22 protein-coding genes are annotated in these 20,402 nt (G+C 73.9%); 10 read left to right on the forward strand and 12 right to left on the reverse strand.

Annotated features, from left to right (window positions below):
• Window positions 1-104: 104 nt before the first annotated feature.
• Both AC1Q5D_RS17030 and AC1Q5D_RS17035 read left to right on the forward strand, forming a co-directional pair.
• Window positions 105-1,088 (forward strand): IS481 family transposase, encoded by a 984-nt coding sequence (locus tag AC1Q5D_RS17030; protein WP_481739646.1) that lies wholly within the window; start codon window positions 105-107, stop codon window positions 1,086-1,088.
• Between the two features lie 164 nt (window positions 1,089-1,252).
• The gene (locus AC1Q5D_RS17035; protein ID WP_481739647.1) at window positions 1,253-2,677 is read left to right on the forward strand and encodes a CitMHS family transporter; all 1,425 of its coding nucleotides are present in this window, start codon (window positions 1,253-1,255) and stop codon (window positions 2,675-2,677) included.
• Window positions 2,678-2,766: 89 nt separating this feature from the next.
• Here the strand turns inward: AC1Q5D_RS17035 and AC1Q5D_RS17040 are convergent, their stop codons facing one another.
• Both AC1Q5D_RS17040 and AC1Q5D_RS17045 read right to left on the reverse strand, forming a co-directional pair.
• Complete coding sequence (locus AC1Q5D_RS17040) at window positions 2,767-3,249, reverse strand: YchJ family protein (RefSeq protein WP_481739648.1); 483 nt, start codon at window positions 3,247-3,249, stop codon at window positions 2,767-2,769.
• Window positions 3,242-3,433: a hypothetical protein gene (locus tag AC1Q5D_RS17045; protein ID WP_481739649.1), complete on the reverse strand. Its 192-nt coding sequence runs from the start codon at window positions 3,431-3,433 to the stop codon at window positions 3,242-3,244. Before AC1Q5D_RS17045 ends, AC1Q5D_RS17040 begins: the two co-directional genes overlap by 8 nt.
• Before the next feature lie 165 nt (window positions 3,434-3,598).
• Here AC1Q5D_RS17045 and purS point away from each other — a divergent pair, with 165 nt between their 5' ends.
• The 4 genes from purS to AC1Q5D_RS17065 all read left to right on the forward strand — a co-directional run bounded on the left by purS (window position 3,599) and on the right by AC1Q5D_RS17065 (window position 7,470).
• Complete coding sequence (gene purS / locus AC1Q5D_RS17050; protein WP_481739650.1) at window positions 3,599-3,850, forward strand: phosphoribosylformylglycinamidine synthase subunit PurS; 252 nt, start codon at window positions 3,599-3,601, stop codon at window positions 3,848-3,850.
• Complete coding sequence (gene purQ, locus AC1Q5D_RS17055) at window positions 3,850-4,602, forward strand: phosphoribosylformylglycinamidine synthase subunit PurQ (RefSeq protein ID WP_481739651.1); 753 nt, start codon at window positions 3,850-3,852, stop codon at window positions 4,600-4,602. Before purS ends, purQ begins: the two co-directional genes overlap by 1 nt.
• Entirely contained in the window at window positions 4,599-6,917 is a 2,319-nt protein-coding gene (gene purL, locus AC1Q5D_RS17060; protein ID WP_481739652.1) for a phosphoribosylformylglycinamidine synthase subunit PurL, read from the forward strand. The genes purQ and purL overlap by 4 nt, the downstream gene beginning before the upstream one ends.
• A gap of 145 nt (window positions 6,918-7,062) precedes the next feature.
• Window positions 7,063-7,470, forward strand: coding sequence for a hypothetical protein (locus AC1Q5D_RS17065; RefSeq protein ID WP_481739653.1), 408 nt, complete (start codon window positions 7,063-7,065; stop codon window positions 7,468-7,470).
• 16 nt (window positions 7,471-7,486) lie between these two features.
• Here the strand turns inward: AC1Q5D_RS17065 and AC1Q5D_RS17070 are convergent, their stop codons facing one another.
• A complete protein-coding gene (locus AC1Q5D_RS17070; RefSeq protein ID WP_481739654.1) occupies window positions 7,487-8,080 on the reverse strand; it encodes a LysE/ArgO family amino acid transporter in 594 nt (197 codons plus the stop codon).
• Between the two features lie 71 nt (window positions 8,081-8,151).
• Between AC1Q5D_RS17070 and AC1Q5D_RS17075 the strand changes: the two genes are divergently transcribed.
• A complete protein-coding gene (locus tag AC1Q5D_RS17075; protein WP_481739655.1) occupies window positions 8,152-9,027 on the forward strand; it encodes a LysR family transcriptional regulator ArgP in 876 nt (291 codons plus the stop codon).
• Between the two features lie 31 nt (window positions 9,028-9,058).
• Here AC1Q5D_RS17075 and AC1Q5D_RS17080 read toward each other — a convergent pair whose 3' ends face one another.
• The 6 genes from AC1Q5D_RS17080 to AC1Q5D_RS17105 form a co-directional block, all read right to left on the reverse strand.
• Window positions 9,059-10,687 (reverse strand): GMC family oxidoreductase, encoded by a 1,629-nt coding sequence (locus tag AC1Q5D_RS17080; RefSeq protein ID WP_481739656.1) that lies wholly within the window; start codon window positions 10,685-10,687, stop codon window positions 9,059-9,061.
• Window positions 10,684-11,232, reverse strand: coding sequence for a sugar dehydrogenase complex small subunit (locus tag AC1Q5D_RS17085; RefSeq protein ID WP_481739657.1), 549 nt, complete (start codon window positions 11,230-11,232; stop codon window positions 10,684-10,686). The genes AC1Q5D_RS17080 and AC1Q5D_RS17085 overlap by 4 nt, the downstream gene beginning before the upstream one ends.
• 205 nt (window positions 11,233-11,437) lie before the next feature.
• Window positions 11,438-12,235: an SDR family oxidoreductase gene (locus tag AC1Q5D_RS17090; RefSeq protein ID WP_481739658.1), complete on the reverse strand. Its 798-nt coding sequence runs from the start codon at window positions 12,233-12,235 to the stop codon at window positions 11,438-11,440.
• A gap of 53 nt (window positions 12,236-12,288) precedes the next feature.
• Window positions 12,289-13,890 (reverse strand): ABC transporter permease, encoded by a 1,602-nt coding sequence (locus tag AC1Q5D_RS17095; RefSeq protein WP_481739659.1) that lies wholly within the window; start codon window positions 13,888-13,890, stop codon window positions 12,289-12,291.
• Window positions 13,887-14,837, reverse strand: coding sequence for an ABC transporter ATP-binding protein (locus tag AC1Q5D_RS17100; protein ID WP_481739660.1), 951 nt, complete (start codon window positions 14,835-14,837; stop codon window positions 13,887-13,889). The genes AC1Q5D_RS17095 and AC1Q5D_RS17100 overlap by 4 nt, the downstream gene beginning before the upstream one ends.
• 136 nt (window positions 14,838-14,973) lie before the next feature.
• Window positions 14,974-15,882 (reverse strand): oxygenase MpaB family protein, encoded by a 909-nt coding sequence (locus AC1Q5D_RS17105; RefSeq protein ID WP_481739661.1) that lies wholly within the window; start codon window positions 15,880-15,882, stop codon window positions 14,974-14,976.
• 115 nt (window positions 15,883-15,997) lie between these two features.
• Between AC1Q5D_RS17105 and AC1Q5D_RS17110 the strand changes: the two genes are divergently transcribed.
• Window positions 15,998-17,083 (forward strand): hypothetical protein, encoded by a 1,086-nt coding sequence (locus tag AC1Q5D_RS17110; RefSeq protein WP_481739662.1) that lies wholly within the window; start codon window positions 15,998-16,000, stop codon window positions 17,081-17,083.
• Between the two features lie 13 nt (window positions 17,084-17,096).
• Here the strand turns inward: AC1Q5D_RS17110 and AC1Q5D_RS17115 are convergent, their stop codons facing one another.
• Together AC1Q5D_RS17115 and AC1Q5D_RS17120 are read right to left on the reverse strand one after the other, a co-directional pair.
• Window positions 17,097-17,417: a putative quinol monooxygenase gene (locus AC1Q5D_RS17115; protein ID WP_481739663.1), complete on the reverse strand. Its 321-nt coding sequence runs from the start codon at window positions 17,415-17,417 to the stop codon at window positions 17,097-17,099.
• 9 nt (window positions 17,418-17,426) lie between these two features.
• On the reverse strand, window positions 17,427-17,816 hold the full coding sequence (locus AC1Q5D_RS17120; RefSeq protein WP_481739664.1) for an MmcQ/YjbR family DNA-binding protein: 390 nt from the start codon (window positions 17,814-17,816) through the stop codon (window positions 17,427-17,429).
• 35 nt (window positions 17,817-17,851) lie between these two features.
• Between AC1Q5D_RS17120 and AC1Q5D_RS17125 the strand changes: the two genes are divergently transcribed.
• Both AC1Q5D_RS17125 and AC1Q5D_RS17130 read left to right on the forward strand, forming a co-directional pair.
• Window positions 17,852-18,652 (forward strand): DUF1206 domain-containing protein, encoded by an 801-nt coding sequence (locus AC1Q5D_RS17125; protein ID WP_481739665.1) that lies wholly within the window; start codon window positions 17,852-17,854, stop codon window positions 18,650-18,652.
• A 29-nt stretch (window positions 18,653-18,681) separates the two neighbouring features.
• Complete coding sequence (locus tag AC1Q5D_RS17130; RefSeq protein WP_481739666.1) at window positions 18,682-19,482, forward strand: DUF1206 domain-containing protein; 801 nt, start codon at window positions 18,682-18,684, stop codon at window positions 19,480-19,482.
• 74 nt (window positions 19,483-19,556) lie between these two features.
• Here the strand turns inward: AC1Q5D_RS17130 and AC1Q5D_RS17135 are convergent, their stop codons facing one another.
• The gene (locus tag AC1Q5D_RS17135; RefSeq protein ID WP_481739688.1) at window positions 19,557-19,931 is read right to left on the reverse strand and encodes a CoA-binding protein; all 375 of its coding nucleotides are present in this window, start codon (window positions 19,929-19,931) and stop codon (window positions 19,557-19,559) included.
• Window positions 19,932-20,402 lie beyond the last annotated feature (471 nt).

Below are 20,402 nucleotides of genomic sequence, written 5' to 3' on the forward strand. Positions count from 1 at the left end.
TGTAGTTCCCAAGGACGTTGTGAACAGCGTGGCGTGATGTAAACGGCGAGGACCTCCGGTATCGATTTGGGTTACCACACTCATCTCGACCACCGGAGGTCCTCTTGCCCTACGTTACCCATGCCAACGCGGCCCTGTCCTTCCAGGCCAGGCTGAAGCTCGCTGTGCTGGTCGTCGAGCAGGGGTGGCCGTTGCGCCGGGCCGCTGAGCGGTTCCAGGTCTCGCCTTCCACGGCCAAGAAGTGGGCGGACCGGTACCGGGCCCGCGGCCAGGCGGGGCTGACCGACGCGGCATCCGTGCCGCGTCGCCAGCCCCGGCGCACCGCGCAGCGGACCGAGCGGCGGATCGTCGCGTTGCGGTTCAACCGACGGTGGGGACCGCACCGGATCGCCGGGCACCTGAACCTGCCCCGCTCCACGGTGTGGAAGGTGCTCAACCGGCTGCGGATGCCCCGGCTGGGCGCCCTGGACCAGGCCACGGGCCTGCCGGTGCGCCGCCCGGCACCGCGCCGCTACGAACACGACGAGCCCGGCAGCCTCATCCACGTCGACATCAAGAAACAGCCCCGGATCCCCGACGGTGGCGGGCACCGCGTCCACGGGCGCGGCTCGGCCCAGCACCGGGCCTCCAAGCGCCAACGCGCCGGCTACGCCTACCTGCACCACGCCGTGGATGACCATTCCCGGCTGGCCTACTCCGAGATACTCAACGACGAGCGCAAGGAGACCGCCGCCGGCTTCTGGCTGCGGGCCGTGGCGTTCTTCGCGGCCCACGGGATCGTGGTCAAGGCGGTGCTGACCGACAACGGCTCCTGCTACCGCTCCAAGGCCTTCAACCAGGCCCTGGGCCCGAACGTGAAGCACCGGTACACGCGCCCGTACCGGCCCCAGACCAACGGCAAGGTCGAGCGCTTCAACCGCACCCTCAATGCCGAGTGGGCCTACGCCCGCCCGTACCGCTCCGAGGCCGAGCGCGCCGCGGCCTACACGCAGTGGCTACACGACTACAATCACCACCGACCCCATTTCGGCATCGGCGGCAAGGCCCCCATCAGCCGCGTTCACAACGTCAGTGGGAACTACACCTAGCCACCACTGAGCACAATGCACAGAATGCACCGAATGGGTTCATCCCACCCTCTCGAGCACAAGCCCCGGCGCGTGGCCCGGGTCACCGTACTGTGGCATGGCGCACGGCCACCGTGCGCCGTCCGGCCGGGCCCACCCGGCACGCCCCTCATCAAGGAGCCACCATGCTTGTCCTCCTGGGCTTCGCGATGATCGCCACCTTCATGGCCCTCATCATGACCAAGCGGCTGACGCCGCTGCTTGCCCTCATCATCGTCCCGACCGCGTTCGGGCTGTTCGCCGGCGCCGGCCTAGGGATCGGCGACATGGTGCTCGAGGCCGTCGCGGACATGTCCTCCACCGCGGCGCTGCTGATGTTCGCGATCGCCTACTTCGGGATCATGATCGACGTCGGCCTGTTCGACCGCCTCGTGGCCGGCATCCTGCGCCTCGTCGGGAACGACCCGGCCAAGGTCGTCCTCGGCACCGCGCTCCTGACCGCCCTGATCTCCCTGGATGGGGACGGCTCGACCACGTTCATCGTCGTGACCGGCGCCCTGCTGCCGATCTACCAGCGGCTCGGCCTGAGCCCCGTCGTGCTCACCTGCGTGGCGGGCCTGACCAACGGCACGCTCAACATCGTCCCGTGGGGCGGCCCGACGGCCCGCGCCGCCGCCGCCCTGGGCGTCGACGCCTCCGACGTGTTCGTCCCGATGATCCCCTCGCTCGCCGTCGGCCTCGCCGTCGTCTTCCTCTTCGCCTGGACCCTTGGCGTCTCCGAGCGCCGCCGCCTGCGCAAGCAGGACCCGGAGCGCTGGGGCGGCGCGGCCGCGGCCGGCCCGGGCAACCCCGGCTCCGGCACCCAGGGCTCCGGCGCCCCCGTCCCCGCGACCCCGTCCGGCGCCGGCGGCGGCACCGCCCTGCTGGAGCGCGTCGAGACGGTCGACGAGACCCTGGCCGACACCGTCCTGGACCCGAACCGGCCCACGCTGCGCCCGAAGCTGTTCTGGTTCAACCTGGCGCTGACCGCGTCCATCATGGTGCTGCTGGTCATCGACATCCTGCCGCTGCCGTACCTGTTCATGGTCGGCACCGCGCTCGCCCTCCTCGTGAACTTCCCGAAGGTCTCCGACCAGGCCAAGATGCTCACGTCGCACTCGTCCGAGATCATCGCCGTGGTCTCCATGGTGCTGGCGGCCGCCGTCCTGACGGGCGTCCTCTCCGGCACGGGGATGGTCGAGGCCATGTCCGAGTGGCTGGTGACCGCCATCCCGGACGCGCTCGGCCCGAACCTGGCCATCCTGACGGGCCTGCTGTCCATCCCGGGCACGTTCTTCCTGAGCAACGACGCCTTCTACTTCGGGATCCTGCCGGTGCTGACCGAGACCGGCGCGCACTACGGCATCCCCGCCGTCGAGATGGCCCGCGCCTCGATCACCGGCCAGCCCGTGCACATGCAGTCCCCGCTGGTGCCGGCGATCCTGCTGCTCGTCTCCCTGGCCAAGGTGGACCTCGGCGACCACCACAGGAAGGTCCTGTGGCGGGCCTGCGTGGTCTCCCTGGCCATGCTGTGCTCCGCGGTCCTGTTCGGGGTCGTCGCGATCCGCTGACGCCACTCCCCCACCGGCCGGGCCGACCCCGGCCGGCGCCACGAGGCTCCGCCCGACTCCCCGTCGGGCGGGGCCTCGCCGCGTCCGGGTCAGTCGGCGACGTCCCCGTCCACGTAGAACCAGCGCCCGCCCTCGCGCACGAACCGGGAGCGCTCGCGCTGCGCCCCGCGGCCGTCCGCGGTCCGGTAGTGGGCGGTGAACTCGACGGTCCCGGAGGCGTCGAACGGGCCGCCGCCCTCGGCCGCGTCGATCCGCAGCAGCCGCCACTCGATGCCCGGGTCCACCTCGAGCGAGTCCGGACGCGTGTCGGGGTGCCACGTGGCCAACAGGTAGGCGGCATCCCCGGCCACGAACGCGCCGTACCGGGAGCGCATCAGCGCCTCGGCCGTCGGCGGTCCGTTCCAGTCGCCGCCCGCGGCGTGGGCCGCGAGGTAGCCGCCGCAGCACCCGGACCAGGCGTCGCCGGAGCCGCAGGGGCACCGGTCGGCGGGGCCGGGGACCCCGGCGGCCGGGGCTCCGGGACCGGGACCTCCCCCGGCGCGGGCGCCGCCGTCGCCCCCTCCGCTAGGCACGCGCGGAACCGCCCGGCCCCTCCGGGCCGCGGCGGCGCGCCCCGCGCGCCTCCGCCTCGGTGCGGGCCATCTCGTCGCGCCGCTTCTGCCGGATCATCCGCACGAACCCGGCCGCGAGGGCGGCGCCGAGGATCGGCAAAAGCAGCGAGCGGGGCCCGGAACGGGGCGTCTGTTCGGATGCCATGAGCACAGCGTAGCGGCGGCAAGTGACCCTGCCCACGGGCGGCCGGAGAGTCATACCACAAACCGGTAGACTGGAGGGGCAAGCTCGCGGAGCGCCCACACCCCCCGGGCGTGAGACGGCACCTCCGCGGGCGTCCACCCACCCCTCGCGCACAGGAGTCGCCGGATGCCCCGGATCGTTGTTGATGTCATGCCCAAGCCCGAGATCCTTGACCCGCAGGGCAAGGCCATCGTCGGCGCCCTGCCCCGCCTCGGCTTCGACGCGTTCGCCGGGGTGCGCCAGGGCAAGCGCTTCGAGCTGGCCGTCGAGGGCGAGGTGACCGAGGCCGTCCTGGACCAGGCCCGCAACGCGGCGGCGACGCTGCTGTCGAACCCGGTGATCGAGGACGTCATCAACGTCGAGGTCGTCGCGGACTAATGAGCACCGAACTCCCCCTGATCGGCGACTACTCGACGCCGGACGCCGAGCTGTCCGGCGCCCGCATCGGCGTCGTCACGTTCCCCGGCACGCTGGACGACCGCGACGCGGCCCGCGCCGTGCGCGCCGCCGGCGCGGAGGCCGTGCCCCTCTGGTACGCGGACACCGAGCTGGGCGACGTCGACGCCGTCGTCCTCCCCGGCGGATTCTCCTACGGCGACTACCTGCGCGCGGGCGCGATCGCGCGGTTCGCGCCCATGATGGACCGCATCATCGACGCCGCGAACTCGGACGCCAAGCTGCCGGTGCTGGGCATCTGCAACGGCTTCCAGGTCCTCACCGAGTCGCACCTGCTGCCCGGTTCGATGATCAAGAACGACCACCTGAAGTTCCTGTGCCGCGACCAAGTGCTGCGCGTCGAGAACGACTCCACGGCCTGGACCAACGGCTACTCCGCCGGCCAGGAGATCACCATCCCGCTGAAGAACCAGGACGGCCAGTACGTGGCCGACGAGAAGGTCCTCGACGAGCTGGAGGCGGAGGGCCGCGTCGTGTTCCGCTACGTCGGCTGGAACCCGAACGGGTCCCGCCGCGGGATCGCGGGCATCTCCAACGCCGCCGGCAACGTCGTCGGCCTCATGCCCCACCCGGAGCACGCCATCGAGGCCGGCTACGGCCCGGACCACACCGGCACCGACGGCCTGGGCCTCTTCACGTCCGTATTGACCCACCTCGTTGGAGGCAGCAAGTGAGCTCCGCGCAGACCGAGACCAAGCAGTTCAACATCGACACCGTCGAGAACGCGGCGTCGTCCCCCGACGTCGAGCTGCCCTGGGCCGAGCTGGGCCTGAAGCAGAACGAGTTCGACGAGATCGTCAAGATCCTCGGCCGCCGCCCGACGGCCGCCGAGCTGGCGATGTACTCCGTGATGTGGTCCGAGCACTGCTCGTACAAGTCCACCAAGAACCACCTGCGCCAGTTCGGCCAGAAGGTCACGGAGGAGATGAAGAAGGACCTCATGGTCGGCATCGGCGAGAACGCCGGCGTCACCGACCTGGGCGACGGCTGGGCCGTGACCTTCAAGATCGAGTCCCACAACTCGCCGTCGTTCGTCGAGCCCTACCAGGGGGCGGCGACCGGCATCGGCGGGATCGTGCGCGACATCATCTCCATGGGCGCCCGCCCGGTGGCCGTGATGGACCCGCTGCGCTTCGGCGCGATCGACCACCCGGACTCGCAGCGCGTGGTCCACGGCGTCGTGTCCGGCATCGGCGGCTACGGCAACTCGCTGGGCCTGCCGAACATCGGCGGCGAGACGGTCTTCGACCCGATCTACCAGGGCAACCCGCTCGTCAACGCCCTGGCCGTGGGCGTGCTGCGCCACGAGGACCTGCGCCTGGCCAACGCGTCCGGCGTCGGCAACAAGGTGGTCCTCTTCGGCGCCCGCACCGGCGGCGACGGCATCGGCGGCGCCTCCGTGCTGGCCTCGGAGTCCTTCGACGACTCGAAGCCATCCAAGCGCCCGGCCGTGCAGGTCGGCGACCCGTTCGCCGAGAAGGTGCTCATCGAGTGCTGCCTCGAGCTGTTCAAGAACTCCCTCGTCGAGGGCATCCAGGACCTCGGCGCCGCGGGCATCTCCTGCGCCACGAGCGAGCTGGCGTCCAACGGCGAGGGCGGCATGCGCGTCGAGCTGACCGACGTCCTGCTGCGCGACCCCACCCTGACCCCGGGCGAGATCCTGATGTCGGAGTCGCAGGAGCGCATGATGGCCGTCGTGACGCCGGAGAACGTGGCGGCCTTCGAGGCGGCCATGGACAAGTGGAACGTCGAGTACTCCTGGCTCGGCGAGGTCACCGACGACAACCGCCTGATCATCACGTGGAACGGCGAGATCATCGTCGACGTCGACCCGAAGACGGTCGCCCACGAGGGCCCAGTCTACGACCGCCCCTACGCCCGCCCCGAGTGGCAGGACGCGCTGCAGGCCGACACGTTCCGCGCCTCGGCGCAGGGCGCGGACCTGCCGTCGACCGGCGACGGGCTGAAGGCCGCCGTGCTCGAGCTGGTCGCCAGCCCGAACATGTGCGACAAGTCCTGGATCACGGACCAGTACGACCGCTACGTCGGCGGCAACACGGCCCTGTCGTCCCCGGACGACGCCGGCGTGGTCCGCGTCGACGAGCAGACCGGCCTGGGCGTCGCGATCGCCACGGACGCCAACGGCCGCTACGCCTACCTGGACCCGTACGCCGGTGCGCAGCTGGCGCTGGCGGAGTCCTACCGCAACGTGTCCACGTCCGGCGCCGTGCCGGCCGCGGTCTCCGACTGCCTGAACTACGGCTCCCCCGAGGACCCCGCGGTGATGTGGCAGCTGGCCGAGGGCATCCGCGGCCTGGCCGACGCGTGCATGGAGCTGGGCGTGCCGGTCACCGGCGGCAACGTCTCCCTCTACAACCAGACCGGCGACAAGGCCATCCACCCCACGCCGGTGGTCGCGACGCTCGGCAAGTTCGACGACGTCGCCCGCCGCACCCCGTCGGGGTGGCGCGCCGACGCCGACGGCCAGGCCGTCTACCTGCTGGGCACGACCGCCGACGAGCTGGACGGCTCCGAGTTCGCGAACCTGCGCGGGCACCTCGGCGGCCTGCCCCCGAAGGTCGACCTCGCGGCCGAGAAGCTGCTGGGCGAGCTGCTGGTCAACGCGTCCCGCGACGGCATGGTCGACGCCGCGCACGACGTCTCCGAGGGCGGCCTCGCCGCGGCCCTGTCCGAGATGTGCCTGCGCTACGGCGTCGGCGCCCGCGTCGCCCTCGGCGACCTGTGCGAGCGCGACGGGATCGACGCGTTCACCGCGCTGTTCTCCGAGACGCAGGCCCGCGCAGTCGTCGCCGTGCCGCGCTCCGAGGAGGTCCGGTTCAACGACATGGTCGGCGCCCGCGGCTACCCGGTGGTCCGCCTGGGCGTGGTCGACGCCGAGTCCGGCGCGCTCGAGGTCCAGGGCGAGTTCACGCTGGACCTGGCGGAGCTGCGCGAGGCCCACGAGGGAACGCTCCGCAAGTACTTCTAGGCACCCGCCGTCCCCGCGGGGGCGTCCCGGCCCAGGCCGGGGCGCCCCCGCGGCGTTTCCGCCACCAGCCGCGCTCGCGCCACCCTTGAGCGGGCCGGGCCGCGGGCGTACGGTCGGAACCGGAGGCACGAGAGAAGGGGGAACCATGCGAGCCGCCTATTGGATCGTCCGGCTGCTGCTCATCGGCGTCATTGCCTGCGGCATCATCGCCGTCTGGCCGGTGCTCTTCGGCCAGGCCGGGGAGGAACTCCTCGAGCGGGACATCAACGACTGGTCCGGGCTCATCGGGCTGCTGCTGGTCCTCGGCGCCGGCGTCGCGCTGCTCGGGGCCCTCGCGCCGGCGTGGATGCACGCGAACCCCGCGGGCGCGCTGTTGACGCTCATTCCCCTGGTGGCCATGGCGCTCGTGCCCTTTGCGCAGTTCAACGCGGCCCCCATGACGGTGGTCGCGATCGTCGGCGCAGCCCTGGCGGGCCTCGCCTTCCTGGTCCAGCAGGGCCTCGGCCCGGCGTTCCGGCACCGCGAACGGAAGTTCGGCCTGCGCCACGCCTGACCCGGCCGGGGCCGCCCTAGCCGAGCACCAGCTTCACGGCCAGGGCGACCATCACGACGGCGACGCCGACGTCGACCCACCGCCACGTGCGCGGGTTCCGCAGCACGCCGGCGAGGGCCCGGGCCCCGTAGCCGAGGGCGGTGAACCACAGGACGCTGCCCGCCGCGGCCCCGGCCGCGAACACCCACCGCTCGGCGCCGTGCTGGTTGGCCAGGCTCCCGAGCAGCACCACGGTGTCCAGGTAGACGTGCGGGTTGAGGTACGTCAGGGCGAGGGTCGTCGCGACGATCGAGCCGCGCGAGCGGGCCGACTCGGCCGTCAGCGCGGCCGGCCGCAGCGCCGCCCGCAGCGACAGGGCGGCGAACCACACCAGGTACGCGGCGCCGCCCCAGCGCAGCACGTCCAGGGCGGCCGGGAACGCCGTCACGAGCGCGCCAATGCCGGCCGTCCCGGCGAGGATCAGGACGACGTCGCTGAGCAGGCAGAGGACGACGACGGTGCCCACGTGCTCGCGCCGCACGCCCTGGCGCAGGACGAACGCGTTCTGCGCCCCGATCGCGACGATCAGGGCCAGCCCCGCGGCCATCCCGGCCCCCCACACGCTCCACATGCAGCCGAGCGTAGCCACGCGGCAGGGATCAAAACAAACACGGAAAACTGAATAATCATTAGCATTGCTTCATGAACCTCCAGCAGCTCGAGGCCCTCGCGGCCATCGTCGACGAGGGGACGTTCGAGGCCGCCGCGGACGCCCTGCGCATCACGCCCTCCGCCGTCAGCCAGCGCATCAAGGCGCTCGAGTCGGCCGTCGGCCGGGTGGTCCTCCGCCGGACCGTCCCGTGCACCCCCACGGAGGCGGGCACGATCCTGCTGCGCACCGCACGGCAGATGTCCACGCTCGCGGCCGAGGCCCGCGCGGCGCTCGGCGGCACGGCGGCCCGCTCCACCACCCCCGTCGCCGTCAACGCGGACTCCCTCGCCACCTGGTTCGTCCCCGTGCTCGAGGCCGCCGCCGGCTGGACCGACACCACGCTGGAGCTGCACGTCGAGGACCAGGACCACTGCACCCGGCTCCTGCGGCGCGGCGACGTCGTCGGCGCCATCACGTCGGACCCCTCGCCCGTCAACGGCTGCCGCTCCGAGCCCCTCGGTACGATGCGCTACGTGCCGGCCGCGGCCCCCGGCCTCGCCGCGGCCCACACGGACCACGGAGCCGTGGACTGGGCCCGGATGCCCGTGCTGCGCTTCAACTCCAAGGACGACCTGCAGGCCCGGACGCTGCGGGCCCTGGACCCCGGGGCCCGGCCACCGCTGCACACGGTCCCGTCCTCGGAGGGGTTCGTCGCGGCCGCCGCCGCGGGCCTGGGTTGGGGCATGGTCCCGGAGCCGCAGCTGGCCCCGCACCTGGCCGCCGGATCGCTCGTGGAGCTGCCGGGCGCGCCGGCCGAGGACGTGCCGCTGCACTGGCAGGCGTGGACGCTCGACGCGGAGCGCCTGTCCCGGCTCGCGGACGCGGTCCGCTCCGCGGCCCGGGTGGGCCTCCGCCAGGACGGCTGACGACCGGGGCTCCGGTCCCTGCAGCGGCGCTTCACGCCGTGTGCGCCACCAACCGATCCGCCGTCCGCAGGGCCAGCGCCGCCAGCGTCAGGGTCGGGTTGGCCGTGCCGACGGTGGGGAACACCGACGAACCGACCACCCACAGGTTCGGCACGTCATGGCTGCGCCCCTCCGCATCCACCACCGAGGCGGCCGGGTCGTCACCCATCACCGTCGTTCCCATGACGTGCCCGGCACCGAAGGCGACGTCGGAGTGGTTGCGCTCGGTGGCGTCGAGCTCCGCGAACAGCGTCTCGTGGACCGCCGCCGCGTCGGCCATGCCGGCGCGGACATACCCGTCGACGGTGAAGGAGATGCGGGGACGGGGCAGTCCGATGTCGTCGAGGTTGTCGAAGTCCGGCACGATGCGGTTTCCCGGGTCGGGCAGCTGCTCGATCGAGCTGGCAAACCGGATCTCGCGCTGGACGTGCTCGTTCCAGCGTCTCGCCAGGGCATGGCCGCCTTCGCGGAGCCGCGGAAACGGAGCGGGGGCCGTGAACTCGAACGTCGGATCACCGACCGGAAACCGCCATCCGTCGTTGCCGAGCTCGACGCGGAACGCGCCGCGCGTGCCCGCGTCGGGACGCTCGCGGGTGCTGTCGATCCCGGCCGTGGAGCCTGGGCCGCGCTGGGGGTACACCGGATCGCGGGACAGGGCCCACGACAGCTGGATGGGGTGGTCCATCAGGTTGCGGCCCACCAGATCCGAAGAGTTCGCCACTCCCCGCCCGTTGTCGCTGGACAGCAGGAGCTTCGGTGTCTCGATGGCGTGCGCGGCCAGGACCACGGCGTCGGCCAGCACCGTGTGGTCGGTCCGGTCGGGCGTGCGGAAGCGCACCCCGGTGGCGCGGCCACCGCTGACCAGCACGTCGAACACCACGGCGTTGGACACCAGCCGTGCGCCGTTCTCCTGGGCGCGCTCCAGGTGGACCAGCGCGTCGTACTTCGCGCCAATCGGGCAAATGGGGATGCAGTTGCTGTTCCCCTCGCAGCGCGGACGGTCGTTGAAGGAGGACTCGGAGTTGCGTGCCTGCGGCGTCGAGCGCACCCGCAGGCCGACCCCGGCAGCGGCCCGGCCGATCACCTGGTCCAGGTAGCTGGTCGGGATCGCCGGCATGGGGTAGCCCGCGCTGCGCGGGGACCCCAGGTCCTCGTTCGAGTCCCCGGCGACACCCATTTCGTGCTCCGCCCGGACGTACCACGGATCGAGCTCCTCGTAGGTGATCGGCCAATCCACGCCGACGCCGAACCGGGTCCGCATCTCGAAGTCCCGGGGCAACAGCCGCGGCGTGCTGCCCAGCCAGTGCCAGGTGGTGCCGCCCACGATCCGCTCGTAGGTGGAGCCGAAGGCATCGGGGCCGTTCTGGATGAAGTAGCCGGTTCCGGGAACCCCGATCTCCAGGCTGGTCGGGTGTGGAGCCCACGGCACGTTCGGGTAGGGGCTCTCGGGGACCTTCGCGGGGGCGGCCCGGAAGACCCCGACCGCCTGGTCGCGATCCACCGGTGGCCCGGCTTCGAGCACGATGACGCCGGCGCCCGCGCGGGCGAGCACGTCGGCGACCAGGGCCCCGGCCACGCCGGAACCGACGACGACGACATCGGTGGTGAGGGTGTCGCTCATGGCACGTCATCCCATTTCGAGAAGCCGATCTCCGTGCTGGCCGGCTCGGTGAACGGCAGCGTTTCCCAGGCCAGGGCCCCGAGGTAGTCCGCGGCGCGGCCGTTGACCAGGCCGGAGTACCAGTGGACCAGGACCTGCCGGGCGGTCTCCGCCACGGCGTCGTCATCCAAGAGTCCGCTGCGGCGGACCTCGTCGAACGTCCTGGGTGGGCGGTTCAGGCGCACCGTGCCGTTGACCAGCACGCGCAGGGTTTGCGCGTGGGCCGGATCCCCACCCAGGGCGCGCAGGTACTGCCGGCCCACCTCGTCGCGCAGGCTGAACTCCCCGTCGGTCAGGACGTCGGAGAGCTCCATGAACTCACCGAGCGTCACCGGTCCGGCCGAGGTCGTGGTCGTGGCCCTGACCGGCGGAGCCGCCAGGCCGTCTGCGGCCATCGCGCCGGCGACGGCGGCAAGCCCGACCAGCACCCTGCGGCGGGTCGGGCCGCGTGCGTGGTCTTGTGCGCCCTGCTCGAGAGCGCCCGATCGAAAATCCTGGAGTGCCATGCTCTTCAGCCCTCCCCGAGATCAACGGGTGTGGTTTGATGCGGTTGGGCCCCTGGGGTGGACGGCGGCTGGGACCCCGTGGATAGGACGGCGTTGTCTGGGCTCCCCCATCATTGTCCCGAGACCGGCCCGGGTGCCATCCCTAAAGTGCGGGGTGGCACACGAGGGAGCCGCACCGGAAGGCCGGTGCGCCTTCGGGGGCCCCCTAGACGCTGCGCCAGGAGTCGTCGGCGACGGCCGCCCCGGCCTGCGGGCCCATGTTCAGCATCCCGCCGTCGACCGCCCACGACGCCCCGGTGACGTAGGAGGCACGCGGCGAGGCGAGGAACGCGATGACGTCGGCAACCTCGTTCGCGTGCCCCGGGCGGCCGGCGGGGATGCCGGGGCGGTGGACGGACTGCGGGTCGGCGTCCTCCTGCCCAGTCATCGCCGTCGCGATCTCCCCCGGGGCGACGGCGTTGACGGTGATCCCGTGCGGCGCCAGCTCGAGGGCCATGGCCTTCACGAGGCCGCCGAGGCCGTGCTTCGCGGCGTCGTAGGCGGACGAGCCGACCATCGGCTGGTGCTCGTGCACGCTGGTCACGGCCACGATCCGGCCCGGCCTCCCGGCGTCCACGAGGTGCCGCGCCGCCCGCTGCAGGCACAGGAACGCTCCGTCCAGGTCGGTGGCGAGGACGGCCCGCCACTCCTCGTACCCGAGCTCCAGGAAGGGGCGCATGACGCCGCGGCCGGAGTTGTTGACGAACACGTCCAGCCCGCCGAGGTCGGCGGCCAGCGCGTCGACGGCCGCGACACAGGAGGCGGGGTCGGTCGTGTCCAGGTGCGCGACGGCGGCGCGGCGCCCCTCCGCCGCGACGAGCCGCGCGGTCTCGCGGGCCCCGTCCTCGTCGGAGTGCCACGTGATGCCGACGTCCAGCCCGTCGCGGGCGAGGGCCACGGCGGTGGCCCGCCCGATGCCCGAGTCCGAACCGGTGACGATCGCGTGCCGCGGCGTAAAGTCCATGGGGCCATTCCCGCACGGGCCCGGCCGCGGGGGAACCCCGGCGGGAACGCCACTCAGGCCTGGACGTCGCGGCGCCGGAACGCCACCGCCGCGGCGGCGGCGAGCACGACGGCGGCGCCCGCCGCGGCCCACAGCGGTCCGGCGGCCGGGGCCTCGCCGGGCAGCGCGTCGATGGACCCGAACGGCTCGGCGTTCAGCACCGCGCCCGGCAGGTTCAGCAGGGGCCCGTAAAGGCCCACCACCATCACCGCGCCCAGCGCCGCCCACAGCGGGGCCGGTCCGACCCGCACCGCGTAGAGCACCACGGAGCCCGCCGCCCAACACGCCACGAGCGGCAGGTAGGCCAGTCCGGCCAGGGCGAACTCCCCGGCCGCGTCGCCGCCGAGCTCGACGGCCGCGCCGGCCCCGAGGCCCAGCCCGGACACCGCCAACAGCACGGCGGAGCCGGCGACGGAGACCAGCAGCGGCACCGCCACCCACCACGTCCGGCGCACTCCCCCGGCCAGCACCAGCTCGGCGCGCCCGGCCTGCTCGTCGGCGCGCAGGGGCCGCGCCGCGAGGGCCGCGTACACCGCGACGGCCATGGCGAAGTACCGCAGGAACGCGCCCATGGCCTGCCTGACGAGGTCGCCGCCCCCGCCGGCGCCCAGGACGGCCAGCAACTCGGGCCGGCTCTCGAACGCGTCGGTGATCGGCCCGGCGAGCGAGCCGGTCAGCGCCGCGAAAGCGAACAGGCCCACGGCCCACCACAGCAGCCGGCCCCGCTCGAGCCGCGCCGCCAGGCCGGGCAGGGTCCGGGACGCCGCCGTCGCCCGCGTCCGCCCGCCGCGCTCCGGCAGGAGCCCGGCGCCGAGGTCGCGCCGGGCCGCCAGCCCGTAGGCCACCGCCGCGGCCACGGCGGCGAGGGCCAGCACCAGCAACAGCGGCCACCACCGCAGGTCCACGAAGGCGCGCAGCTGCTGGACCCAGCCGATCGGCGAGGCCCACGACAGCGCGCTGCCGCCCGGCTCCCGGGCGTCTCCGACCGCGCGCAGCACGAAGGCGAGCCCGACGGCGGCACCCGCCAGGCCCGAGGCCGTCCGGGCCCGCCCGGACGCCTGGGCCGCCGCGGCACCTACCCCGCCGAAAGCCAGGCCCATGGCGGCCAGGGCCGCCCCGCACGCCAGCGAGTCCGGGACCGCGAACCCGTTGGCCAGCAGGGCCGCGGCCACCGCGGCGCCGACGGCCGCGTCGGCCACGGCCAGCACCAGCAGCGCGGCCGTCAGGGGCGCGCGCCGGCCCACGGGCGCGGCCAGCACCAATTCGGTCCGCCCGTCCTCCTCGTCGCCGCGGGTGTGCCGGACCGCGAGCAGGAGGGACATGACGGCGACGGCCACGGCGCACATGCCCAGCAGCTCGTTCGCCACCATCCGCTCCACCGTGTAGTCGTCGAGCCCGTAGCCGGGCCCGGCCAGCACGGCGCCGGCCGGCTGCCGCATGATCGCGGCGCGGGTCTGCAGGGCCTCCGCGTCCGGGTAGGCGGCGGGCACGGCGAGCGCCGCGTAGCCGACCAGCCCGGCGACGGCCGCCGCCCAGGCGGGGATGCGCACGCGGTCCCGCCGCAGCATCGTCCGGGCGAGCCGCCCGGTGCCGGCGAACGGCTCGGCCGGGCTCACGGCCGTTCCCCCGGCTGGCGGACGGCGCCGGGCTCCGCGCCCGTCCCCGGTCCCGGCGGCCCGGCCGGGCCGTAGTGGTGGACGAAGAGGTCCTCGAGGCTCGGCGGCGTGCACGTCAGCGACCGCAGCCCGGAGCGGGACAGGAGGTCGACGGCGGCGCCCAGTGCGTCCTCGTCGACGGTGAAGCGCAACCGCCCGTCCTCGGCGGCGAGCCCGTGGACCCCGGGCAGGGCGGCCAGGGCGGCGGGGTCCGCGCCGGTCTCCGCCAGGACGGTGCTGCGGGTGAGCCGGCGCAGGTCGGCCAGCGACCCCGACTGGACGGTCAGTCCCTCCCGGATGATCGTCACCCGCGGGCAGAGCGCCTCGACCTCGGCCAGGAGGTGGCTGGAGAGCAGGACGGTGGTCCCCCGCGCGGCGGCCTCGCGGACGGCGTCCTGGAAGACGAGCTCCATGAGCGGGTCCAGTCCGGACGTGGGCTCGTCGAGGACCAGCAGTTCGACGTCGGCCGCGAGCGCCGCGACCAGCGCGACCTTCTGGCGGTTGCCCTTGGAGTAGGCGCGGGTCCTGCGGCCGGGGTCCAGGTCGAAGCGCTCGAGCAGGGCGTCGCGGCGGCGCCGGTCGTGTCGGTTCCCGCGCAGCCCGCCGAGCAGGTCGATCGCCTCCCCGCCCGTCAGCTTCGGCCACAGCGTGACCTCGCCCGGGACGTAGGCCAGGCGCCGGTGCAGCGGGACGGCGTCGCGCCACGGGTCGGCGCCGAAGAGCCGGGCCCGCCCGCCGTCGGCCCGCACGAGTCCGAGCAGGATCCGCAGCGTCGTCGACTTCCCCGCCCCATTGGGCCCGAGGAAGCCGTGGACCTCCCCGGGATGCACGACGAGGTCGAGCCCCCGCAGGGCCCGCGTGGCCCCGAACGACTTCTCGAGCCCGGCGACGTCGATGACCGGTTCCATGGGCGCGTCCTTCCGTCGAGTCACGACGCTAGGCACGCGCGGGGACGCGGGCAAGGCGTGGCGCGCGGCGTCCCCCCGGCGCGCGCGGCGTCCGGCCGGCGCGCCCCGGCGCGGGCCCCGCGTCCCGGGCGCGGGCTCAGGCGGGCACGCCGAGCCGGGCCAGCCGCCGGCGGGCCGCGAGCTCGCTGGGTCCGACCTTGACCAGCAGCGTGCCGGCGACCCCGAGCACCAGCCGACCCGCGAGCCGGGTCAGCCACGGCACCGGGGTGCCGCGCAGGCCCAGCAGGCGGCGGTACCGCTCGGGCAGCGTGTCGACGACGGCGGCGAACAGCAGGCGGTAGCCCGGCAGCAGCAGCGGGTCCAGCGGCGGGCGGCGCAGGAAGGAGACGACTTCGGCGACGCGCGGGCCCCCGGCGAGCCGGCCGCCGTCGTCGTACTCCCGCATCCGCGCCCGCAGCGCGGCCTCGGAGCGCGGCGGGTCGGCCACGCCCATCAGCTCGCCGGCCACCGCCCACTGGCGCACGTAGGAGTCCGCGCCCCCGGCGGCGGCCGGGACGGGCCCGCGGAAGTCCTCGTAGGCGCGCAGGAAGGCGTCCGTGAACGCGAGGTGGACCCACTCGGAGAGGCCGGGGTCGTTCGCCGAGTAGGCGCGCCGCTCCCCGCGCCCGTCCGTGTACGTCCCGGCGACCGGCCCGTGGAGGCGCCGCACGTGGGCACACGCGTCCCGCGCCGCGGCCGTGGAGCCGTACGTGACCGTGAAGATCCAGCGGATCGTGCCGCGCAGCCGGGCCAGCGGCTGGGCCCGGTAGTCGGAGTACTCGGCGACGCCGGCGAGGGCCCCCGGATGCAGGGCCTGCACCAGGAGCGCGCGGATCCCGGCGGCAATCGGCGTCATGCCGCCGTGGACGTGCCAGACGGCGGAGCCGGGGGCGAAGAACCCGGCGTCGTCCCCCTCCTCGAGCGCGTCCTCCCACGCCGGGACGCCCGCGCCCTGGCCGGAGAACAGCACCCGCAGGCGGGTCCGGAGCGGGTGAAGCGGGTCCATGGCGAAAGTCTAGGTTGCGATCCGGTCTCGACGGCCTTTCCGTGCCTTGGGCGGCGTCCCGGCCCCCTAGGCTGGAGAGTGGCTGGACGATGCGCGACAGGGGGCGGTGGCAAGAATGGGCAACGACACGAACACGACGGCGACGACCCCGGACGACGAGGCGACCCGGGGCCTGCGGCCCCGCACCGGGGCCTTCCTCGCCGGCTCCCTGGCCCTGGCCGTGCTCCTGGCCGGCTGCATGAGCCTGCAGGAGGTCTTCCCGAAGGCCTTCCCCCCGGACGAGGCACAGACGACGGCCGCGGCCATGCCGACGGAGAAGCCCGCGCCGTCGCCCGCGTCGCAGTGGAAGACCGCGAAGACGACGACCGGCGACATGACGTTCAAGGTCCGCAAGGACTGGACGGTCGAGACCGTGCCGGCCGAGCGCGGGTCCTCCAGCATCGGCATCCCCGGCTACCGGGTGGTCGCGGAGGACGGCCGCGTGCTGGCCACCCTCCAGCAGCACCCGGGCAGCTCCACCATCCAGGCCATGCCCGGCGCCGAATACGTGAAGCTGGACTCCGTCCCCGCCCCGGACGTGCCGACGTTCGCCGAGGGCGCCGAGCCCGTCGTCGCCTACGACGTGACCCTCTACCCGAACTCGGAGACGCGCGTCGTGTACGGGCTGACGTCGGGCCAAAAGATCGAGGAGCGGCAGGCGCCCGGCGGCGAGATCCCCGTCGGCGCCGGCTACATCGGCTACCCGAAGCTGGCCGGGCCCCTCCTGTTCCAGGGGCTCCTGGAGCTGGACGTCTCGATCGACGGCCCGCCGCAGCAAGAGCAGGCCCTCGAGGTCGCCCGGCGGTACATGTTCTCGCAGGAGTACGTCGACGTCGTCGAGATGATCCGGTCCCTGCGCTACGACCCCGAGGCGGCCACCGGGACGGCCACGTGCGAGGGCCCGACGTTCAACCTCGAGACCATCAACCTGGACTGCGACTCCGCCACGGCCCTGTACAACAAGGTCCGGCTCGCCCAGGAGTACCTGAGCGTCTCCGGCTCGCAGGTCACCGTCAGCGGCGACGCCGGCCTGTACCGGTGCACCCTCAAGGAGATGGGCGCCGAGCTGGACGGGCGCCCGCCCGGCTACGGGATCGACGGAACCTGCGAGATGGTCGCCGGGTACGCCAGCCTGACCGCGACCTGGGCCGCCAACCCGTAGGGGCGCCGGCGGGCTAGCCGACCTTCAGCTCGCCCATCTCCTCCCAGCCCTCGCCCTCGATCTGGCGGCTGACGATGCGGGGCGTGGCGGCGAGCGCCGGGCGCATGGCCTCGAGGCCGGCCGCGAAGTGGTCGCTGTTGACGTGGGCGGCGCCGGCGTCGTCGCGGAACGCCTCGACCAGGACGAACTCGTGCGGGTCCTCGACGCTGCGCGACCACTCGAACCAGAGGTTGCCCTCCTCGGCGCGGGTCGCCTCCGTGAACGGGCGCACGAGCTCCAGGAAGCGGTCGGTGTACTCGGGCCTGGTCTGGAATTTCACGACGATGAAGATCATGCCCCCAGCCTATCCACCGGCCAGCCTGCGCCAGCCCAGCGCGTCCCGGTCGGCGGCGGGCAGGTGCTCGACCACGAGGTCCCAGGAGTCCTCGACGAGGTCGGCCAGCGTCCGGGCGTCGGGGACGGCCGCGCAGTCCACGGTCACCCAGTGCCGCTTGTCCATGTGGTAGCCCGGCCCGATCCAGGCGTGGGCGGTGCGGAGCTGCTCGGACAGGACCGGCTCGCACTTCAGGTTGATCCGCGCGCCGCCGTCGTCCTCCCACAGCAGCGCGAACATGCGCGCCGCGCCCGCGGGGCGCCCCCGCACCTTGAACACCGCGTTCCCCGGCCCGAACGGGAAGTCCTCGAACGCCCCGGGGAGCTGGAGGCACCGGCTGCGCACGGCTTCGTAGTCCACGCACGGAAGCATAGCGGCGCGCCTATGCTGGGGCGATGGAGACCCCGAACGGCGCGCGCGAGGCCGCCGAGGAGGCCTCGCGGAGCACGTGGTTCCGCCGCGTGGCGCGGGCGGGCTACGTCGCCGACGCGGTCCTGCACCTGGCGCTCGCGCTGATCTGCCTCCAGGTCGCGTTCGGGGGCCGGGACGAGTCCCGGGGCGGGGCGCTCTCCACGCTCGCGGCCGACCCGTGGGGGCACGTGCTGCTCTGGATCGCCTTCCTGGCGTGCCTGGCCCTGGGCACCTGGAACGCCGTCCAGGCCGCGTTCCGCACCGCCCACTCCCCGTTCCACCGCTTCAAGGACGCGTGCACCGGGCTCGGCTTCCTCGCCATCGGGCTCGCCGCCGGCCGGTACGCGGTCGGGCCGGCGGGACGGCCGGAGGAGCGCACCGCAACGATCACGGCCCGGCTGATGGAGCACCCGGCCGGCGTGGTCCTGCTGCTGGCGGTCGCCGCCGCCCTGCTCTCGGCCGGGATCGCGTTCGTCGTCATGGGGGTCGCCCTGCGGTTCGAGACGCCGCTGCGCGACCCGTCCCGGCGGGGAATCAAACTGCTGCTGCGGGCGACGGGGGTCGTCGGGTACACGGCGAAGGGGGCGCTCGTCGCCGTCGTCGGGCTGCTGTTCGCGATCACCACGCTCCGCCACACGCCCGAGGACTCCCGCGGCGTCGCCGGCGCGCTCGACGGGCTGCACGAGCAGCCGTTCGGGGTCCCGGCGCTCGTCGCCCTGGGCGCCGGGATGGCGGTCAGCGCGCTGTTCCTGCTGCTGCGCTCGCGCTACGACAAGATGGACTGAGCCTCTCCCGCCGCGCCTATGCTGGGGGCATGGAGCGCAACGGGCTGGTCAATGCCGCCGAGGACGCCGCCGACAACCCCTGGTTCGAGCGCGCGGCCCGCCTCGGCTACGCGGCCAACGGGGTCCTGCACCTGGCGATCGGGGCGCTGGCGATGGCCCTGGCGTTCGGCCGGAGCACGAGCGCGGACCAGGGCGGCGCGCTCGAGGCCGTGGCCCGGCAGCCGTTCGGGGAGGCCCTGCTGTGGGTGGGCACCGCCGGCTGCTGGCTGCTGGCCCTGTGGCACCTGTCCAACGCGGCGTTCGACCGCCACCACCCGGCGGGCCGCCGCGTCAAGGACGCCGCCCAGGCCGTGGTCTTCGCAGTCGTCGGCGCGGCGTTCCTGCGCTATGCCACGGGCGGCGGCCAGGACAGCTCCGGGCAAACGAGCAGCGCGAGCGCGCAACTGATGTCCAACCCGGCCGGGGTCGTGCTCCTCATCGCGGGCGGCGCCGCGATCATCGGCGTCGGCGGGTACTTCGTCTACAAGGGGGCCACCCGGCGCTTCCGGCGCGACCTCCGGCCGCCGGGGGAGCCCGCGCTGCGGCGCGCCATCGTCGTCACCGGCACGGCCGGCTATGTGGCCAAGGGGCTCGTGCTGGCCGCCGTCGGGTTGTTGTTCATCGTCGCCACGGCCCAGCACGACCCGGAGGAGGCCACGGGGATCGACGGCGCCCTCCGCTCCGTCCGCGACCAGCCGTTCGGCCCGGCCGCCCTGACCGCCCTGGCCGCCGGGCTGATCCTCTACGCCGTGTACCTGTTCTTCCGGGCGCGCTACGACTCGATGGAGTAGCCGCCCGGGCCGGCTCCGCGACGGCGCCGGGCTGGCCGGCTGTCACCGGTTCCCGCGGTCGGAGTCGGGCCGCGTCAGGGGAGGTGGTGCGCCTCGATCTTGGGGCACGTGTCCATGACGACGGCGAGGCCGGCGTCCGCGGCCCGGGCGGCGGCGGCCTGGTCGACGACCCCGAGCTGCAGCCACACCGCCTTGGCCCCGGCCTCGATGGCCTGGTCAACGATCGCGCCCACCTTCTGGGAGTTCACGAAGCAGTCGACGACGTCGATCTGCCCGGGGATGTCGGCCAGCCGACGGTAGCCGCGCTCCCCGTGGACGGACTCCCCGGTGAGGTTCACCGGCACGATCTCCATGCCGAGCTCGTCCCGCACGAACCGCGAGACGCCCACGGCCGCGCGGTGCGGGTTGTTGGTCAGCCCGACGACCGCCCAGCGGCCGGGTGTGGTCATGAGGCGGCGGATGGTGTCGGGGTCGTTGACGTGCAGCCGTTCGAGCTCCGGCTCCGCCACGTCCGGCTCGGCCAGGACCGGATCCGCGAGCTCCGGCGGCGCCAGCTCCGGCTCCACTCCGCCGACCCCAGGGACGTCCGGGACCACGGGCTCCGGCGGGAGCTCGCCCGGACCGGACGGCAGGGCCGGGTCCGGAAGGTGCGGGGTCCCGGGCAGCGGGCCGGTGGGGCGTTCGGGTTCGCGCGGCTCCATGCGTCTCACGCTACCCCCGGGGTCACGACGCGTCAGCCCCTGGCGCCGGTCTCACGGCATCGTCCGGTCGTTGAACGCGTGCCAGGCCGTCGCTGGCTCTCCTCCCCCGTGGGGCGGCGGGCATCGGCGGGCACCGTCAGGCCGCCGCCCGGGCCGCACCCGTTCCCGCACGCGCAGCACGGGCGCCACCCCGACGACGCGGGCAGGATCTCGGAGCGA

This window comes from Arthrobacter paludis (genome assembly GCF_056782315.1).

Coding starts and splice junctions, on each gene's coding strand:
- AC1Q5D_RS17070 (WP_481739654.1), bottom strand. CDS start 8,080: ATGTGGAGCGTGTGGGGGGCCGGGATGGCCGCGGGGCTGGCCCTGATC.
- purQ (WP_481739651.1), top strand. CDS start 3,850: ATGAGCACCGAACTCCCCCTGATCGGCGACTACTCGACGCCGGACGCC.
- AC1Q5D_RS17045 (WP_481739649.1), bottom strand. CDS start 3,433: ATGGCATCCGAACAGACGCCCCGTTCCGGGCCCCGCTCGCTGCTTTTG.
- AC1Q5D_RS17115 (WP_481739663.1), bottom strand. CDS start 17,417: ATGATCTTCATCGTCGTGAAATTCCAGACCAGGCCCGAGTACACCGAC.
- AC1Q5D_RS17105 (WP_481739661.1), bottom strand. CDS start 15,882: ATGGACCCGCTTCACCCGCTCCGGACCCGCCTGCGGGTGCTGTTCTCC.
- AC1Q5D_RS17135 (WP_481739688.1), bottom strand. CDS start 19,931: ATGACCACACCCGGCCGCTGGGCGGTCGTCGGGCTGACCAACAACCCG.
- AC1Q5D_RS17085 (WP_481739657.1), bottom strand. CDS start 11,232: ATGGCACTCCAGGATTTTCGATCGGGCGCTCTCGAGCAGGGCGCACAA.
- AC1Q5D_RS17035 (WP_481739647.1), top strand. CDS start 1,253: ATGCTTGTCCTCCTGGGCTTCGCGATGATCGCCACCTTCATGGCCCTC.
- AC1Q5D_RS17075 (WP_481739655.1), top strand. CDS start 8,152: ATGAACCTCCAGCAGCTCGAGGCCCTCGCGGCCATCGTCGACGAGGGG.
- AC1Q5D_RS17130 (WP_481739666.1), top strand. CDS start 18,682: ATGGAGCGCAACGGGCTGGTCAATGCCGCCGAGGACGCCGCCGACAAC.
- purS (WP_481739650.1), top strand. CDS start 3,599: ATGCCCCGGATCGTTGTTGATGTCATGCCCAAGCCCGAGATCCTTGAC.
- AC1Q5D_RS17100 (WP_481739660.1), bottom strand. CDS start 14,837: ATGGAACCGGTCATCGACGTCGCCGGGCTCGAGAAGTCGTTCGGGGCC.
- AC1Q5D_RS17065 (WP_481739653.1), top strand. CDS start 7,063: ATGCGAGCCGCCTATTGGATCGTCCGGCTGCTGCTCATCGGCGTCATT.
- AC1Q5D_RS17125 (WP_481739665.1), top strand. CDS start 17,852: ATGGAGACCCCGAACGGCGCGCGCGAGGCCGCCGAGGAGGCCTCGCGG.
- AC1Q5D_RS17110 (WP_481739662.1), top strand. CDS start 15,998: ATGGGCAACGACACGAACACGACGGCGACGACCCCGGACGACGAGGCG.
- AC1Q5D_RS17090 (WP_481739658.1), bottom strand. CDS start 12,235: ATGGACTTTACGCCGCGGCACGCGATCGTCACCGGTTCGGACTCGGGC.
- AC1Q5D_RS17080 (WP_481739656.1), bottom strand. CDS start 10,687: ATGAGCGACACCCTCACCACCGATGTCGTCGTCGTCGGTTCCGGCGTG.